Raw genomic sequence first — 16,571 nt, 5'->3', positions numbered from 1 at the left:
GGCGTCGCGCTTATCGGGGAGCACCACGCCGGGCTGCCCGCCATAGCGCAACGTCCATTCGCCTCAGCAGACTCACGTGCGCAGGCGCGGCCTGGCAAGCCTCCGCGATTACTTCGCGGCGTGCAGGATCCGATAACTCGTCATGCATAGCCACCCAAAAGAGGTTCTTCGGAGGTTTCAGGTAGTTGCGGACCTCATTGTCGAGGATCGGAATCAGCTTGGGGCGTTTCGCCGCCATCAGCTTGCCCGCGATGACCCACTCGATACCCGGCAAGGTGCGCAGCTCCGCGTGCAATCTGTCGGCGGCGCTTCCCACGTTGACATCCAGCCGACTCACCTCCCAGAGGTTCTGCTCGCGGGGGATGTCCCTGAGCAGCGAGTTGAAGCGCTCGCTCTCTGCGACGAGAAGCGACGCTCCAGCCTCGGTGGGCACCGTCACGCTCAGCGCTTCAACAGCCAGTAGGTCCGAAGCTTCAAAGCGGTTCGGATCTCCTATGGCCGCAAACTCCTCGAACCATCGTCCGGTGAAGGGTTGCTTCCCTCCTCCGAAATAACCGGCTAAGTCACTGCGGACTTGGTCCGCGTTGTCGGAGAACCACTCGGCTAGGTCGAACCGAAACTTTGTCATTGAGTGGCCGCCCCGCCGAGTGCGGCGACCAGGGCATCCCGTAGGGCTCGCGCTTGTTCGGTCGACATCTGCATCGCAGTAGGCCAGTGCGGGAACACAACATCCCACGCCGTCGCGGTCCCGTCCGGCAATTCATAACTTGCTAAGCAGATGCCTTCGCCCCGAAACACCACCTTCCGGTCTGGCGTCGTCAATGCGACGCCGGCCGCGGCGGCAGTCGGCAATGCTGTTGGCGTCGCAGCGATGCCAACCACGATCTCGTTGCCGGCGGCAGGATCAACGCTGACATGCATACCGAGTTCCGTGATCCGTCCATCGCGAGGATGCCATGCACGACTCGGGTTGGTACGTCCAAGGATTGGCTCAAGTGAGTCGATCGTCTGCTTCCACAGGTTGACCCAGTTCCTCCGCGGGCCGACGACGAAAGAAAGCTCCAGCCTGACAGGTCCGGGCGGAAGTTCTTCCGCCGTCGCAACGGCGGCGCGGATCTGCTCCTTATACGCGACCGTCGACGTCGACCCGGTTGTCCTCGCGACTAAGACTTCAGTCGACGGTGAGGCCGCCTCATGTGCCGCTTCGATTCGTACGAATGATCGCTCGCTGTACTGCTTCGTGCACCAGACGGAAACCAGCCCGGGATCCCTCAAGTGATAGGCCAGGGGGTAGGCGAAATTGTCGAGGTCTGACATCCCGAGGAGGTCCCGACTGGGCGGCAACCCAACGTCGAGCCTTAGTGCCCATTCACCGTCGACCCTTGACTCAGAGAGGAGAGACTCGGTGTCATCCAGATAAGCCCTCAGCCGAACCTGGTCGGGATCGTCGGCCTTGTTCCATGAAGCTAGACGCGGTGGCACTCTCAGGGAGAGGGGTTCGTTTTCGGGGCGGGCGTACCAGCGCACTGCCACAACGTAGCGCGGCTCACCGATGGTTTATCGGATTCCCGAGACGGCGCAGCCCCTCCCAACCCCTAAGCAGGCACCAACGTAATCGGAAGCTGCGACTGCCCGGGCCGGGTCAACACGCAGTTGCCCTGCTGGATCTCGGTCACCTGACCGGTCAGCGTCTCCGAGCTCCATGTGAAGACCATCGCGCCCTTGGTCTTGGACCTGTCCGGGCACACCGGCACCTGACCGACGACTCGCATCATCCAGGTATGCGCGCCTTGGTAGACGGCCTGCCCCGTGATCAGCGGTGAGGTGACGTTGGCCAGACAGCCCGTCTCGATCACGTTGCACAGGTTCGAGATCGTCCAGGTGTCGATGATCTCGTTCGGCCCCTTCACGGTGAAGCTGCCGCTCATCAGATCGTTGGCGGCCGACGCCGTGGGCGCACCCGCCAACACAAGGCAGCCCACGACGGCGCCTACTACGACACGGCCAGCACGCATGAACAACCCCTTCCAACACTCGACGGCTGTCAACGGTATCTCGACAACCTAAGAACCCGCAGCTCGAAAATTTGCGGTCACGCCAAAACCGCCTCCGACCCGCGCTGTTCAGCCATTACATCGCCGGGGAGTGGGCTACCGTTATCCCGATCCTCATGGCGCACGATGACGAACTCCAGGCTGCACGCAGCGCCTACGCCCACGGCGACTGGCGCACCGCCTACGACCAGTTCACGGCAGCCCAAGAAACCCAAGAACTGAGCACCGACGACCTGTCGTCCTACGGCATGGCCGCCTGGCGACTCGGCTACGGCCGGCAGTCCATGCAGCTCTCTGAGCAGGCCTTTAACCGTCTGAACGCCGCCAACGACGTCCAGGGCGCGGCGATGAAAGCCGTCGAGGTCGCACTGCAGTGGCTCAACGGCGGCAACTGGGCGATTACCCGGGTCTGGCTCAACCGCGCCCGGCGCCTCAACGAAAAGCACCCCGACGACCAGGTCCTCGCCTACGTCCTCTATCTGGAGTCCGCCCTCGCCGGCGAGGAAGGCCACCGCGACCTGGCGGCCGAACTCGTCGAGCAGCTCGGCGAAGTCACCACCCGGCTGAACTCTCCCGGCTTCAACGCGCTGCTGTCGACGGCCACCGGCGTGACCATGCTGCCCTTCGCCCGCACCACGGAGGCCTTCGCCCAACTCGACGAGGCGATGATGCCGGTGCTCGCCGACCAGGTGCCCGTCGACTGGGCCGGCGACATCTACTGCGCGGTGATCCACGAGTGCCATCGGATGGCCGACCTGAGCCGGATGAGGAGCTGGTTCGAGGCCATGGAGGTGTGGCGCCAAGGCCCCAAGGTCTCCTCCTCCTGGTACGGCACCACCTGCGAGGTCCACAAGATGGACCTGCACAGTGCCACCAAGGACTACGCCCACGTGGAGCAGCGGCTGCTCGACGCCCTGGCCAAGCTCGGCGACTTCCCGTCCACCGCCGGGCAGGGCTACTACGAACTCGGCGAGGTGCGTCGCCGCCGGGGCGACATCGCCGGCGCCCGTGAAGCCTTCGATAAGGCCCGCGACCTCGACCACGACCCGCAGCCCGGCGAAGCGCTGCTGCGCTGCCAACTCGGCGAGGACACCGCCGCCGCGACCGACCTGCGGATGCGCATCGACGCCGAGCACGACAGCATCAACCGCGTCCGGCTGCTGCCCGCCGCCGTCGATATCGCATTGGCGCGCAACAAGATCGACGAGGCCGACCAATGCTGCACCGAACTGGAGGCAGACGCCGAGAAGTTCGACTCCCCCGGCTTCCGAGCCTGGGCGCTGCAGGCCCGCGGCGCAGTGCTGGTCAAGCAGAGCCGGGAAGCCGAAGCGCTGCCCATCTTGCAGGATGCGCTGCGCCGCTACCGCAGCACGCAGTGCCGCTATGACATGGCCCAGGTCTACGAGTGGATGTCGCTGGCCCGCCGCGGCACCGGCGACATTGCCGGCGCGGAAGCCGACGCCGCCAACGCCGCGGCCATCTATCAGCAACTCGGCGCTGTGTCGACCCGAGCCGTACCCGCCGCAGCACCCGGCGGCCTGACCAAGCGCGAACTCGAGGTGCTCGCCGGCGTCGCCGCCGGCCTGTCCAACCGCGACGTGGCCAAAAAGCTCTTCATCAGCGAGAAGACCACCGCCCGGCACCTGGCCAACATCTACGTCAAGATCGGCGTCTCGTCACGCACCGCGGCCGCCGCGTGGGCACACGAGAACAAGGCGCTGCACGGCGCCTCTACATAATTTGCACCATCGCCTGCCTGCACAAACGCATACTTCGCCCGATGATGCAGGGTGCCCGCGCCCCATAACTTCGGTATCAGCCCAGTAAGGGCGGCCCACCGAAGAACAGGGACACCATGACCATCACCGTCACCTCCGCCAAGATCGCCCTCGCCGCGCTGGCCGCCCCGGTTCTGGCCGGCCTGGCCATCGGGCTTGCGTCGACCGCCTCGGCCGAGACTCCTGACACCGACGGTGGTACTGCCAGCGCCAGCGACATGATCGGCCAGCTGCGCGACCAGGGCATGCACGTGGTCGTCAACAAGGACGGCAACGGCCCGCTCGAGAACTGCTCGGTGATCTCGGTGCACCAGGACCGCCACGAGCACCACGGCGGCCAGGAGCGCGACGCCTTCGAAACCGCGTACGTCAACGTGTTCTGCCACGCATGACCACACGACACCGCTGGCTCGCGCTGGGTGTGCTCAGCCTGGGCGTACTGCTCATCGGGGTCGACGGCACCGTGCTGGCCGTCGCAGCCCCGATCTTCGGCCGGGATCTCGGAATGTCCGCCACCGAGATCCTCTGGATCGGCGACATTTACTCATTCGTCCTCGCCGGACTGCTCGTCACCATGGGCAGCCTCGGCGACCGCATCGGACACAAGAAGCTGTTGCTCTGCAGCGCAATCGGTTTCGCGCTCGCCTCGGTGGTGGCAGCCTTTGCACCGACGGCCGGAATGCTGATCGCGGCCCGCGCACTTCTGGGAATCGCGGGGGCCAGCCTGGCGCCGTCGACTCTGGCACTGATCCGCGGCCTGTTCCCGACAGCTCGGGAACGTGCTCTGGCCGTGGGCATTTGGGCATCGGTGTTCTCGGCCGGGACCGCACTCGGCCCCGTGATCGGCGGGTTGTTCCTGGAGCACTTCTGGTGGGGCTCGGTCTTTCTGATCAACGTCCCGGCGGTCGTCATTCTGGTGGTCGGCGGTTGGTTGCTGCTACCCGAGCTCCGCGACCCGACGCCGGGACCGTGGGATCCGATCGGCGTCGCGCTATCGCTGGTCGGCATCCTCGGCGTCGTCTACGCCGCCAAACAGGGCGCCGCCCATGGACTCCACGCCGACATCGTCGCCGCCGGGTTGGTGGGCGGGGTCTCGCTGGCGCTGTTCGTCCAACGCCAACTGAGGGCGCCTCACCCCCTGCTCGACATGCGTCTGTTCGCCAATCACGCGTTCTCCGGGGTCATCGTCGCCAACATGCTCTCGATCTTTGGCCTGTCCGGAGTCGTCTTCTTTCTGTCCCAGTTCTTCCAGCTGGTCGATGGATACAGTCCGCTGCAGGCCGGCCTCGCCGAATTGCCTGCCGCACTGGCCGCGATGGTGTTCGGTGTGCTCGCCGGCATCATGGTGCGGTACTGGTCGCAGCGAGTGGTCCTCACCGGCGCGCTGGCGTCGATCGGTGTGGCGTTGGCATCGCTGACGCTGATCAGCCCGACGACCCCCTATCTGCCGCTAGGCGTTGCCCTGTTCGTCGTCGGCGCAGGCCTTGGGGTGGCGTTCGCCGTGGCCAACGACGTCATCATCACCAGCGTGCCGCCGGAACGCGCCGGCGCCGCGGCGGGCATCTCCGAGACAGCGTACGAGCTGGGCATGGCCCTTGGTATCGCGTTGCTCGGCAGCGTGATTGCAGCCGTGTACCGCGGACTGGCCAGGCCGCCCGGCATCCACGACGACGTTGTGGCCCATGCCGAGCAATCGTTGGCCGCCGCCCACCGGGCCGCCGCCACGCTGGGCGGGGATAAGGCGCACGCCCTGCTGGGCGCCGCTCAACGCGCGTTCGCCGACGGGCTGGCCGCCGCCGCGGGAATCGGGTCCGTTCTGCTGCTGGCGTCGGCGGTGGCGGTGTGGGTGTGCCTCAAGCCGCCGCCCGAGTGCGAAATTCTCCCTTCTCGTTGCCAGAACTTCGAGGAAGGCCCAGTGCCGCAATGACATCGACGTCGCCCGGCTGATCACGTTGGCGGTGTTGCTCACTCAGACGATCCTGGCGGCGAATCTCGCTGAGGAAGCCAAGGATCCGTTCCGCAGCGTACCTCGCGCCATCGTCTCGTTGGTGGTGGCCTCGGAGACGCTGGGTTGGTGTTCGTCATCATCGTGACGCTGGCGATCAAGGACATCACGGAAGTGGCGACGATCATCCGCGATCAGCTGGATCCAGTGAGGGACGAGTTCTGTTGACCGGCATCGTGTTTGCGATGTTCGGCGCCGGCATGGTGATGATCGCTGCCTGCTCGCGGCAGGCGTTCGCGCTGGTGCGTGACTCGCGCTTCCCCGCTCACCACGCCTGCGCCGGGTCAGCCCGCGCACTCAGACCCCGGTTTTCGCAACGATCCTGATCTTCGTGATCGGTGCCGTGCTGATCGTCGCGCTGCCCGGTGCGGAGCTGCTGCAGTTGATCGTCGTGTTGTACCTCTGCGTGCGCAACCGCCTCGAAAGTAAGGAAGGGGGATTCAGCCTCGGGCGGTTTGAAGTACCAGTGGCCTACGCCGCGCTCGCCTGGGTGGTGTCCTCGATCTTCGCCCTTGTATCACCGAGTGAGGCACGGATTCCCGGCTTGATCGTTCTCGGCCTGATCGCGCTCGGCGGAGCGTATTTCGTGACATTACTGCTCACCAACCGCGAGATACTCGAGAGCGAACCCGGTGAGCCCGGGGCATTCTGAGCCATCGCTCTTGCGCAAACGCACGACGCGGCGTAGTACTATGCACAAACCGAAGTTCGGGGAATAGGGGTGGCGGCCATGCGAAAGACTCCTTGCTTCTTGGCGTTCGGATTGATCATCGCGACTGGGTCCGTCGGTCTCGTGCAGGCGACCCCGGCCCTGGCGGACTGCACCAGCGCCGGTTACGCGACCGTGTGCGCGCAGGGCGAGGTGCGCGGCGGCGGCCCTACACCGCCGAACGCCGGTCCGGTGTACCCCGGCTACTGCGCTGATCCCTGGTACTGCGACGACGCCTGGGGTGTCGACATCGATCTCAATCCCCGGCCGCCGTCACGTCCACCCATCCGGCCGGGTCGACCTGGCATCGGCCCTCGCTAACCCGTCAATCCACATCCTTAGGAGCAGTCGAATGTTGATCCGCAACTTGGTCGGCGCAGGCATCATCTCAGGCGCAATGCTGATCGGCAGTGCGGCAACCGCCGTCGCCGACGAGCCCAACTGCACGGCGGCCGACCTCACCCAGGTCCTGTCCGGCGTCAACGCCGGCATGTCGGTCTACCTGTTCACCCATCCCGACGTGAACGCCTTCTTCACCAGCCTCAAGGGAAAGTCACGCGACGATATGCGCGTTGCCGTCGCCGATTATCTGCAGGCGAACCCTGACGTCCGCGATCAGATCAAGGCCGTGCGGCAGCCGGCCGCCGACTTCCGCGCGCGTTGCGACGCACAGCTGCCCGACGACATGGGGCCGACGGGCTAGAACCCGCCCCGAAAATGAAGTAGCGCAGACGTGCATTCGTCTGCGCTACTTCACTTTTGGCGTGCGGGTACGGCTAGCGGTTACCTCCGCGCGCTGCCCGCGGTTCCCGACTTCTTCGCCGTGCTGCCGGCTTTCTTCGTCGCCGGCGCCTTGCTGCTCGTGCCGCTGGTCGCCTGCGCCCCGGGAGTGCGGAAGTTGTTGATCGCGATGCCCGTCGACTGCTTGGTGACGACTGCGCCGTTCGTGAAGATGGTGCCGGCCAGCGCCAGCGGTCCGGGACCGGCCGTCACGGTGTTGGTGCCGCCGAGCACGTTGAATCCTGCGGTGAAGTTCCCACCGGTTCCGCCAGCGGTCACCTGGTTGCCGCTACTCAACGTATTGAGAGCCAGGTTGTAGTTACTGCCCGCGCCGCCGACGGTCAACGTGTTGTTGCTGCCGACGATGTTGTACACCGCGTTCTGATACCCGCCCTGAGATGTCAGCGTATTTCCGTTGCCGCCCAACAGATTAGTGGCGGTGTTGTAGATGCCGCCCGTGATCGTCACGGCGTTGCCAGTGCCGAACCAGTTCTGCGCGAGGTTGCCGTTGCCGCCGTTCGTCTCCACGGTGTTACCGCTGCCGAACAAGTTACGGACCGCATTGGCGTAGCCACCGGTGATCGTGACGGTGTTGCCATTGCCCAGAAGGTTGCGGCCCCAGTTCGCGTAGCCGCCGATGGTCTGCACGGTGTTGTTGCTGCCGAACAGGTTGCTGGCGGTGTTCACCAGGCTGCCGTTCGTCTGCACCGTGTTGGTGTCGCCGAGAATGTTGGTGGCCCAGTTCCAGATGCCGCCCTGCGCCGAAACAGTGTTACCGCTGCCGAAGAGGTTGGTGGCCAGGTTGATGATCGAGCTGTTCGCCGCGTCACCGGATTCGATGACGTTGTCGCGACCGCCGACGTTCGTGGCGATGTTGAAGAAGCCGTGCGAAGTGACCTTCATGGTGCCGGCTGCAGTGGCCCCGCCGAACAGATTGGTGGCGATGTTTCCGCCGCCGCCGGCACCGCCGGCGGTGACGGTGCTGCCGTTCGCCGCCGAGTTGAGCGGAGTGATGTTCGTTGCGATATTGAGCCCGAGGTTCCCAAGCACTCCCGAGCCTTGGGTGATCGCGGCGCCGTTCGGCCCAAGCTGCGTAGCTATACCGAATACGCCGTTGGCAGTGGCGACCGATCCGTCGCCGGCCGCGGTGGCGAACGTGAACGCGTCGCCCGTGGTCGCGGCGGCATTGGTCCCAACGGCGAACGCCCCGCCGAACAATCCGCCGGCGTGGGCAGTCGCGCCGTTACCGACCGCGATCGCGATGCTCAGCGGGGTACTGCTGCAGTCAGCGCTGTTACCCAGGCCGAAGAACGATGCGCACGTGGCGTTGGCTGTGGGCGCTGATCCCAGCGCGGCTCCGGCCAGCAGGGAGCTGGCGGCAGCGCCCGCGGCGAGGACGCCGGCGACGGTGTAACGGGTCTTTGCGGTGGTGTTCATGACGCTCCCCCGATCACATCAAGATCGCTCTTGACGGATTTGCTGATTGATCGGGTTCAGTATGGCTCAACCGGCCACGTTTGACGCCGTTTCTCGGTCAGGCGATTTGCAGCGTCACAAAATACGAGCTCCCGCTCGGGACGCTCGACGCCGTCAGCGCCCCGGTCAGCCCGAAGAGGTTCGCCGCTCCGAAGCCCAGCACCAGAACCAGCGCCGTGCCGATTCCAGCCAGCTGACCCACGGCGAAGCTGACCGGATTGTCGCCGAGCAGCGCGCCGAAGGCCTGACCCAGTGCCTGACCGAGAGCGATCTGCAGCGCCGGGCTGGTGACGACCTTCGAAATCACGGTCTGCACCACGTCCGCCGGCGGCGTTCCGTCCAGGAGATCACCGGCGAGGTCGCCGATCAGGCCCTGGGCGGCCGGGTTAGCCACGAAGGCGTCCACCGCAGCTTTCGCCACCTGGCTCACCACCGGATCCAGGACCGTGTTGTTCAGTGGCGTCGTATCGATCAGCTGGGCGACGACCCCTTGCGCGACGGTGCTGATCACACCCCGCACGGCGGGAGCCTGCAGCACACCCTTGAGCGCGTCGGGGACCGTGGCGTTGAATGCGGCCACCACGGCGGGGTTCGACGCCAGCGACTGGATGACGTTCTGCACGGCGAAAACCGGTGACATCCCGCTCAGCAGCGCCGTGACGATCTGCTCGGTGGCAGCCGCCAACGCGTCGGTCACCCCGTCCTGGCCGAGGAAGTTGGTGAGGACCGAGCCGACCGTCGCACCCAGTTGAGCCGCGGACGCCGGATCGGCGAGAGCCTGGGCAAGCGTGGGACCGTACTGGGGCCCGAACAGTTCACCGACGACCGCGCGGAAACCCGCATCGGCGGCCAGGTTGATGACCAGTGTCTTAGCGGTCGACGCCAGCGCCGCAACCACATCTGCGTTGGTGGCCAACGACGCCACCGCATCGCCGGCGACGGGACCCAGCGCCGACAGGAATGCCGAATTCACCTGCAGCCCTTGCCAAGCGACGTCCAGCGCGTCGATCCAGCTTTCGCCTGCAACGAGGGCGGTACCGAATTGGGTGATGTAGTCAGCCAGGGCCGCGGTAACACCCGGCGCCGCCAACAGATTCGAGACTGCGGCACCAGCGACCGTGGCCACACCCTGCACCGCCTTGGTGTTGCTCAGCAAGCCCTGTACCGCCGTCCCCAGCGCATTGCCGACGGCAGTCGCGGTGGCACCACCGCCGAGCGCCGATGTCACCCAGCCATCAACGACATTGCCGAGCCACGTCGGGATGACGCCACCGTTGGTGAGGTCGACGACCGCGCCGGCAATGCCAGAAGCCAGCGCGCCCCGGACCGCCGAGTTATTCAGGAAGGTCGCGATCTCGTCAGTGGAGTTCGTGACTACCGATGTGAAGTAATTCGCAAGGGGCGCAACGTCACCGGCCGCTGCCGCCGTCAAGATCGCGGTGACCTGCGCACTGTCCGGCTTCACGCCGGCCGCGAGCACGTCGAGCGCGGTCTGGACACCGGCGGTGCCGAGTACGGTGCCGGCGAAGCTGACTGCCGCGTTGCCGACGACGGTGCCGACCGACGTCGGTACACCGAGGTAGGTGTTCAGGGCCGCCGAGATCTTCGCCGAAACGAATTGGCGAATCGCGTCGTTCGCAACCAGCCGCTGAACCTCGGCGCTGACCGCACCGTTGGTGAGCAGATCCTGGAGACCGTCGGCGACGATCGGCGCCAGCTGGTCGGCGATCGGACTCCACCCGGGCAGGTGGGTGTCGATGAAGTTGCGCACAGCGGTGCCGAGGACAGTGCCGGCGGTGGCCCCGGCTGGCTGCGACACACTGGCGGCGGAGCTGCCGCTGGGCACCGAAGCTGCTGCGGCAGAAGCTGTTCCACTGGTGGTAACCGACCGCGCCGATCGGGCGGACCCGTCGCGGCGCGTCACCGCCAGCACCGCGAACGACAGCGGCTCGGTCACGGGAGCCAGCGGATCTTCGCCGCCGTTCAGCCGGTCCAGCGCTGCCCGGCTCGCCGCGGGCTTGACCGTCGCGGTGGCCGTTGCGGTAGGTGCCTTTGAGGCACGGGGTTTCGCCGCATTCCGCGGAGCGTGCTTGCCCGCCGATGACGTCGTCTTACCCGAGTCCCCGGCGCCCGTGTCGGCGCCTGCCGCCGCCGGCAACGCAACGATCAAACCGCCGACACCCAGAGCCACGGCCAACGCCCCGACTCGACCGATATAGCGACCCTGCTGTACCTGGCCCATGACACCATCCCCGACTTTGACGTTGACGCAAGTTTGCTAGGGGTATAGCACACGGCGGGGGTGACGCGAACGTGTACGGATAAACGAACTTATGCAAATTGTTCATTGCCGCTGCTGACCAGGATGAATTCAATTAGCATCCCGATCGTGGGGGGCAGCCCGGAGCTGGCGACGTTGCAGACCATTATCAAGGTCCAGCAAGCCATCAACGACGCCGACGTCACCGCGGACGCGGTGATGAAGATCGTCGTGGAGCAGGCGCGCGACGCAACGCGCGCCCAAGGCGCCGTGATCGAGCTGGCCGAGTTCGGTGAAATGGTGTACACGGCCACGGCCGGCACGCTGGTGGGCACCGAAGGGCTGCGGCTGGCGATGTCGGGCAGCATGTCCGGCGAGTGCGTCAGGACCGGCAAGATCCTGATTTCCACCGACACCGAAACCGATCCCCGAGTGGATTTGGCGGCCTGTCGGCGCGTCGGCGCCCGGTCGATGATCGTCGTCCCCCTGGTCGACGGCAACCGCACCCAGGGCGTGCTGAAGGTCATCTGCGGCCAGCCGGACGCCTTCACCGACAACGACGTCGACCTGCTCGAGCAGCTCGCCGCTTTCATCGCCAAGGCATTGGCGCGCGCCAACGTCATCGAAGAGAAGTCCCGCGCCGCCTCCGTCGACGCCTTGACCGGCCTGGCCAACAGGGCGGCGTTCCTCGCCGGGCTGGAAGGGTTGATCTCCAACGCCGCCGGTAACGGCATTCCGGTAGCTGTCGTGTTGTACATCGACCTCGACGGGTTCAAGCCGATCAACGACGTCTACGGGCACGCGGTCGGCGACGAGGTGCTGCAAGCCATCGGTCATCGCATCGCCCACACCTGCCGCTCCGACGACCTCGGAGCCCGTATCGGCGGCGACGAGTTCGCCGTCCTGCTGGCGGCCTCGGCGGCTCCGGACCCCTTCGGGCTGCGCGATCGCCTGGTCATCGCGCTTCAGAAAGACATCCCCACCAGTGCCGGGATCGTCAACGTCGGGGCCAGTTGCGGCGCGGCCGTGGTGGGTGGCGGCGACCTCGCCGAAGCCGTTCTGGCCCGCGCGGATGCTGCGATGTATGCGGACAAGAGAACGAAGTCCGGGCCTCGACGTTAGCGGGTCCGTTCAGGTCGACACCTCTGCAAGACTGAACCGATGGATGCCGCCACCCGCAACAACGTCACCCGGGTCGGCGACACCACCGGGCCGACACTCATGTTGGCCCACGGCTTCGGCTGTGACCAGCAGCTGTGGCATCCGGTGGCCGCCCGATTGCGGGACCGCTTCGACATCGTCCTGTTCGACCACGTCGGCTCCGGTCGGGCCGACCCAGCTGCGTGGGACCCCGCCAAGTACGCGTCCTTGCAGGCCTACGCAGACGACATCGTGGACATCGTCGAGTCGCTGGACCTGCGCGACGTGGTGTTCGTCGGACACTCGGTGGCCGCCGTCATCGGTGCATTGGCGGTGGCGGCCACGCCAGCCCGATTCGCCAAGCTGGTGATGGTCACGCCCTCTCCGCGCTACATCGACGACGACGGGTACCGCGGCGGCTTCACCCGCGCGGACATCGACGAGCTGCTCGAGTCGATGGACAGCAATTATCTGGGGTGGTCGCAGACGATGGCACCGACGATCATGGGCAACCCTGACCGCCCGGAGCTATCCGAGGACCTCGCGGCGACGTTCTGCCGCACCGACCCCGCGGCGGCCAAAGTCTTCGCTCGCGCTACGTTTTTGTCGGACAGTCGAACTGACCTGGCGAAGGTCGCGATACCGACGCTGATCATCGACTGCCGACACGACGCCATCGCGCCGCCCCAAGTCGGCGCTTACGTCCGGGATCAGATCCCCGACGCGCGATTGGTCACTCTCGACGCGACCGGCCACTGTCCGCATGTCAGCGCACCGGACGACACCGCCGAGGCGATTGCGGCATTCGCCCAGCCATGACCGACGCCGAGGAACTGTGGGAAAACGCGCCCTGCGGCCAGCTGGCCGCGACCCCCGACGGTGAGATACTGAGGGTCAACGCCACCCTCGCCTCGTGGTTGGGTGTCGCGCCGAAGACGTTGTGCGGCAAGCAGATCGTCGACTTGTTCACGGTCGGCGGACGGATGCACTTCGAAACCCACTTCGCGCCGCTACTGCAGATGAGCGGTCAGCTCGACGAGATCAGCATGCAACTGTCGACCGCCGACGGCTCGCGGCGGCCGGTCTTTCTCAGCGCGAATGTCAAGGCCGACGACGGCGGGCGGGCGGTGCTGCTGCGCGTGGTCATCCAGGACGCCCGCGAACGGCGAACCTACGAACGGGCTCTGCTCGACGAGCGGCAGCGTGCCGAAGCCGAGGGCACCAGGGCACAGGCGCTGGCGGACACCTTGCGAAGATCACTGCTGCCGCCGACGTTGTCGATACCGGATGGTCTCGCCGCGGCCGCTCATTACCAACCTTCCGTTCAGGACATCGGCGGTGATTTCTACGACCTGTTCCCACTGTCGCGCGAATCGTCCGGATTCTTCCTGGGCGACGTGTGCGGCAAAGGCCCGACAGCAGCGGCGATCACGTCGTTGATGCGCTACACAATGCGCGCCGCCGCCGTCGTCGACCCGGACCCCATCACTGTGCTGCACCGGTTGAACTCCGTGCTGGCTCAGGAAAGCGGCGCCGAGACACCCCGGTTCTGCACTGTGGTGTTCGGCACCCTGACTCAGCGAGACGGCGGGTTTGCCGTGCGGTTGGCCGGTGGCGGACATCCACCGCCACTGCTGCTCGAGCAGTCCGGCGAGGCGAGCTATCTGGACGTCACCGGCGGCATGGCGGTCGGCCTCAGCGACCAACCCACGTTCGTCGACGCCTCCCTCTGGCTGGGCCCCGGTGACACGATGCTGCTCTACAGCGACGGTTTGACCGAAGCCCTCATCGGTGACGGTACCCGACGTTACGACGACGACGGCGCCCTGCGCAGGTTCGCGACCACGCACGCGCCCGCTACAGCAGACGCACTGGTCGACCAAATCCGTTATCTGCTAACCGGTTTGGGCTCCGGTGTCGAGGACGACACAGCGGTACTGGCGCTGGGTGTGCCTAGATGAGTTGAGACGAATGGGTTTAGTGTCGGTGTGACCGGGCATAGCTGTCGTACGCAGGAGCTGTGGGCGCCCACATGACCTGCTTAGATCCCGTCGGTTCAAAATCCGTGCCGGCGGGGTCGTAGGGGAATCATTTCCTTCGTTGTGGGTACTCTTGGTCGGTGTCTGCCCATGCCAGCAACGAGTTGGCCCGAACCCTGGGCGACCTCGCGGTGCGTCTGCAAGCCCAGAAGGGCACTGGCGACACCCTGCGCGTCATTGTCGACGCGGCCGCACGGATCGTGCCTGGAGTGCGTTGGGTGGGAATCTCACTGATCCAGCGCGGCAGCGTGGTGGCACAGGCCCCCACCGATCCGATCGTCGCCAAACTCGACGAACTGCAAAGCGAGCTCGGCGACGGCCCCTGCATCACCGCGTTGCGGGAACATCACACCGTCCTCATCGACGACATGTCGCGCGAAAGCCGCTGGCCTGAATTCGTCCGGCAGGCAATTGCGCTGGAGGTGCACAGCCTGCTGTCATTTCAGCTATTCGTTGAACCCGAAACCCTCGGAGCAATGAATCTCTATGGCGCTCAGCCACACTGCTTCAGTCAAGAATCGGTTGATGTCGGCACGATTGTCGCCCAGCACGCGGCGGTGGCGATGTTCGGCGCGGCCGCTGCAACTCAATTCCATGCCGCGCTGGCTAGCCGCGACGTCATCAGCCAAGCCAAAGGCATTCTGATGCAACGTAACAACATCACCGGTGTGGAGGCATTCGCGATGTTGACGCATGCATCGGCGGACACCAACATCAAGCTCGTCGACGTGGCCCGCTGGCTCGTCGCGGAGCATGAATCCGGGCTTGACCGACCAGCGCCTTGAGCCTGGTCAGGCACGTGGGACCAGTTCCGCGAGTGCGGCCAGGATGCCCGCGCGCCGCGCGGGTTGACCGACCACCTGTCGAGCCACGTCGGTCAGATGCTCGGGGTGGCTCTGCGCGTACCGGCGCAGGAGATCGAATGCGTCCTCCATGGAGGCACCGAGGACCTCACTGACGAAGCCCGTCGCCTGGTCGACCACCACGCGATCGTTCAACGCCGCTCGCAGCGACGGGCCGATGGTTATCGGGCTCGGTGAATGTTGTTGCAGGATGGCCACACACGCCACGTGGACCAGAGAGTGCGCGACGAGCAGATCGGCGTCGTTCAGCGACCCTTGTCGCGTGCCGAACAGGCCGAGCGCCCCCAGCATCGTGCCGCCGGCACGCATCGGAACCGCGTGCACCGAGACGAAGCCGGCCTCGGTGGCAGCGGCGACGAAACGCGGCCAGCGAGCCTGCTCGACGTCGAGATCGGGCGCCGAAATCGCTTGGCCGGTGGTGAAACAGTCCAGGCACGGACCCTCGTCGGCCTGGAGTTGGAGGATCTCCAGATCGTGCGAGCTCCGCGAGGTTGCCGCCATCAGATGAAGATCCTGACGCGGGCCGGCAAGAAGTAGGCCCGCCGCGCGCACATCGAGAAGCTGTGCGCATTGTTCGGTGAGGTCGGTCAGCAGCTCGACGATGTCGAAGTCGTCGAGCAGACTGTCGACCAAACCGACGACTGCTCCCAGCACCTGCGTTTCCCGGGGTGCGCTCATCATTGCCCACTCTCATCGCTCTGGGGCGGCAGCGCCGGGCGGCACTGGTTCGGAAAGGGCTCGTTCATCAGTCTGCCTCCAGCGACAATCGACGGTCGATGATGTCGCGGGCAACGCTGGTCGCGCTGCGCCCCGACGCGTACGCGTACGCCCGCAGCCGGGCCAACGCGGAAGTAGCGCTGAGGCCCAGCTGAGCCATCAACATGCCGGTGGCCTGACTCACCTCTGAGCGCGACAGCTCGTTGAGGTCCGCCCATGCGTTGCTCGTCGGGTCCGAGAAGCCGGCCTGCAAGTCTTCGCTCAGCAGATCCAGCAACGGCAGCTGAGCCAACTCGGCGGCGACCAGCATCCCGGCGATCTGCTCACGGGACAGGTCACCGGGATCGCTGCGGAACAAATCGAGCGCCCCGACATACTCACCGGCGACCACCACCGGGACGGCGTACACGCCGCGAATCTCATGGTCGATCATCATCGGTCCATACGCCGGCCACCGCTGCTCACCGGCATCGGCGAGGTCGGCGACCAGCACCGGCGCGCGATGTGCGACAGAGTCCAGACAAGGTCCTTCACCCACAACGAATTGCATCTCGTCGTACACCCGCGCCTGCGGGTCACTGGCGCCGACCGTACCGACGTTGATGCCGTCGAACACCAAAGACACCGCGGCCGCGTCGACATCGATCAGTTCGACGCAGGTTCGGCACAGCCGGTCGGCGGCCTCGACGCCGCGCGACTCGCCCAATGCGTCGAGGAATCGGTGCTCGATGTTGGACACCGACTACGCCG

General features: G+C 65.9%; 16 protein-coding genes and 1 pseudogene. 10 read left to right on the top strand and 7 right to left on the bottom strand.

Annotated features, from left to right (window positions below):
* Nucleotides 1-10: 10 nt before the first annotated feature.
* The 3 genes from AB431_RS29425 to AB431_RS04680 form a co-directional block, all read right to left on the bottom strand.
* On the bottom strand, nt 11-628 hold the full coding sequence (locus tag AB431_RS29425; RefSeq protein WP_052960193.1) for a DUF6308 family protein: 618 nt from the start codon (nt 626-628) through the stop codon (nt 11-13).
* A complete protein-coding gene (locus AB431_RS04685; RefSeq protein ID WP_200902695.1) occupies nt 625-1,317 on the bottom strand; it encodes a hypothetical protein in 693 nt (230 codons plus the stop codon). The genes AB431_RS29425 and AB431_RS04685 overlap by 4 nt, the downstream gene beginning before the upstream one ends.
* A 278-nt stretch (nt 1,318-1,595) precedes the next feature.
* Nucleotides 1,596-2,015: a hypothetical protein gene (locus AB431_RS04680; protein ID WP_144418195.1), complete on the bottom strand. Its 420-nt coding sequence runs from the start codon at nt 2,013-2,015 to the stop codon at nt 1,596-1,598.
* Between the two features lie 155 nt (nt 2,016-2,170).
* Between AB431_RS04680 and AB431_RS31465 the strand changes: the two genes are divergently transcribed.
* The 6 genes and pseudogenes from AB431_RS31465 to AB431_RS04650 all read left to right on the top strand — a co-directional run bounded on the left by AB431_RS31465 (nt 2,171) and on the right by AB431_RS04650 (nt 7,249).
* Nucleotides 2,171-3,793 (top strand): helix-turn-helix transcriptional regulator, encoded by a 1,623-nt coding sequence (locus tag AB431_RS31465; RefSeq protein WP_047328956.1) that lies wholly within the window; start codon nt 2,171-2,173, stop codon nt 3,791-3,793.
* 116 nt (nt 3,794-3,909) lie between these two features.
* Complete coding sequence (locus AB431_RS04670; RefSeq protein WP_047328955.1) at nt 3,910-4,224, top strand: hypothetical protein; 315 nt, start codon at nt 3,910-3,912, stop codon at nt 4,222-4,224.
* Nucleotides 4,221-5,759 (top strand): MFS transporter, encoded by a 1,539-nt coding sequence (locus AB431_RS04665; protein WP_047328954.1) that lies wholly within the window; start codon nt 4,221-4,223, stop codon nt 5,757-5,759. Before AB431_RS04670 ends, AB431_RS04665 begins: the two co-directional genes overlap by 4 nt.
* 55 nt (nt 5,760-5,814) lie before the next feature.
* Nucleotides 5,815-6,489 (top strand): annotated as a pseudogene (locus AB431_RS31125) (amino acid permease); the annotation flags it as partial.
* Between the two features lie 78 nt (nt 6,490-6,567).
* The gene (locus AB431_RS04655; RefSeq protein WP_047333086.1) at nt 6,568-6,867 is read left to right on the top strand and encodes a hypothetical protein; all 300 of its coding nucleotides are present in this window, start codon (nt 6,568-6,570) and stop codon (nt 6,865-6,867) included.
* A 31-nt stretch (nt 6,868-6,898) separates the two neighbouring features.
* Complete coding sequence (locus AB431_RS04650) at nt 6,899-7,249, top strand: heme-binding protein (protein WP_047328953.1); 351 nt, start codon at nt 6,899-6,901, stop codon at nt 7,247-7,249.
* A gap of 80 nt (nt 7,250-7,329) precedes the next feature.
* On the opposite strand, the gene AB431_RS04645 is transcribed toward AB431_RS04650, so the two are convergent.
* Nucleotides 7,330-8,763: a hypothetical protein gene (locus AB431_RS04645; RefSeq protein ID WP_052960191.1), complete on the bottom strand. Its 1,434-nt coding sequence runs from the start codon at nt 8,761-8,763 to the stop codon at nt 7,330-7,332.
* A gap of 97 nt (nt 8,764-8,860) precedes the next feature.
* The gene (locus AB431_RS04640) at nt 8,861-11,044 is read right to left on the bottom strand and encodes a hypothetical protein (RefSeq protein WP_047328952.1); all 2,184 of its coding nucleotides are present in this window, start codon (nt 11,042-11,044) and stop codon (nt 8,861-8,863) included.
* Between the two features lie 147 nt (nt 11,045-11,191).
* Here AB431_RS04640 and AB431_RS04635 point away from each other — a divergent pair, with 147 nt between their 5' ends.
* From AB431_RS04635 to AB431_RS04620, 4 genes are all read left to right on the top strand, one after another.
* The gene (locus tag AB431_RS04635; protein ID WP_158423509.1) at nt 11,192-12,184 is read left to right on the top strand and encodes a diguanylate cyclase; all 993 of its coding nucleotides are present in this window, start codon (nt 11,192-11,194) and stop codon (nt 12,182-12,184) included.
* 39 nt (nt 12,185-12,223) lie between these two features.
* Nucleotides 12,224-13,021 carry an alpha/beta fold hydrolase gene (locus AB431_RS04630; protein WP_047328950.1) on the top strand — a complete coding sequence of 266 codons (798 nt, stop codon included), beginning with the start codon at nt 12,224-12,226 and terminating at the stop codon, nt 13,019-13,021.
* Nucleotides 13,018-14,163, top strand: coding sequence for a SpoIIE family protein phosphatase (locus AB431_RS04625; RefSeq protein ID WP_047328949.1), 1,146 nt, complete (start codon nt 13,018-13,020; stop codon nt 14,161-14,163). Before AB431_RS04630 ends, AB431_RS04625 begins: the two co-directional genes overlap by 4 nt.
* Nucleotides 14,164-14,345: 182 nt before the next feature.
* Nucleotides 14,346-15,026 carry a GAF and ANTAR domain-containing protein gene (locus AB431_RS04620; protein ID WP_047333084.1) on the top strand — a complete coding sequence of 227 codons (681 nt, stop codon included), beginning with the start codon at nt 14,346-14,348 and terminating at the stop codon, nt 15,024-15,026.
* Between the two features lie 6 nt (nt 15,027-15,032).
* Here the strand turns inward: AB431_RS04620 and AB431_RS04615 are convergent, their stop codons facing one another.
* Both AB431_RS04615 and AB431_RS04610 read right to left on the bottom strand, forming a co-directional pair.
* The gene (locus AB431_RS04615; protein WP_047328948.1) at nt 15,033-15,785 is read right to left on the bottom strand and encodes a GAF and ANTAR domain-containing protein; all 753 of its coding nucleotides are present in this window, start codon (nt 15,783-15,785) and stop codon (nt 15,033-15,035) included.
* A gap of 64 nt (nt 15,786-15,849) precedes the next feature.
* Nucleotides 15,850-16,560, bottom strand: coding sequence for a GAF and ANTAR domain-containing protein (locus AB431_RS04610; RefSeq protein WP_082135548.1), 711 nt, complete (start codon nt 16,558-16,560; stop codon nt 15,850-15,852).
* Between the last annotated feature and the right edge of the window lie 11 nt (nt 16,561-16,571).

Origin of the sequence: Mycobacterium sp. EPa45 (assembly GCF_001021385.1) — a bacterium.
Lineage (GTDB): Bacteria > Actinomycetota > Actinomycetes > Mycobacteriales > Mycobacteriaceae > Mycobacterium.
The sequence above is the reverse complement of the archived record's forward strand: the minus strand, read 5'-3'. Positions and strand labels throughout refer to the sequence as shown.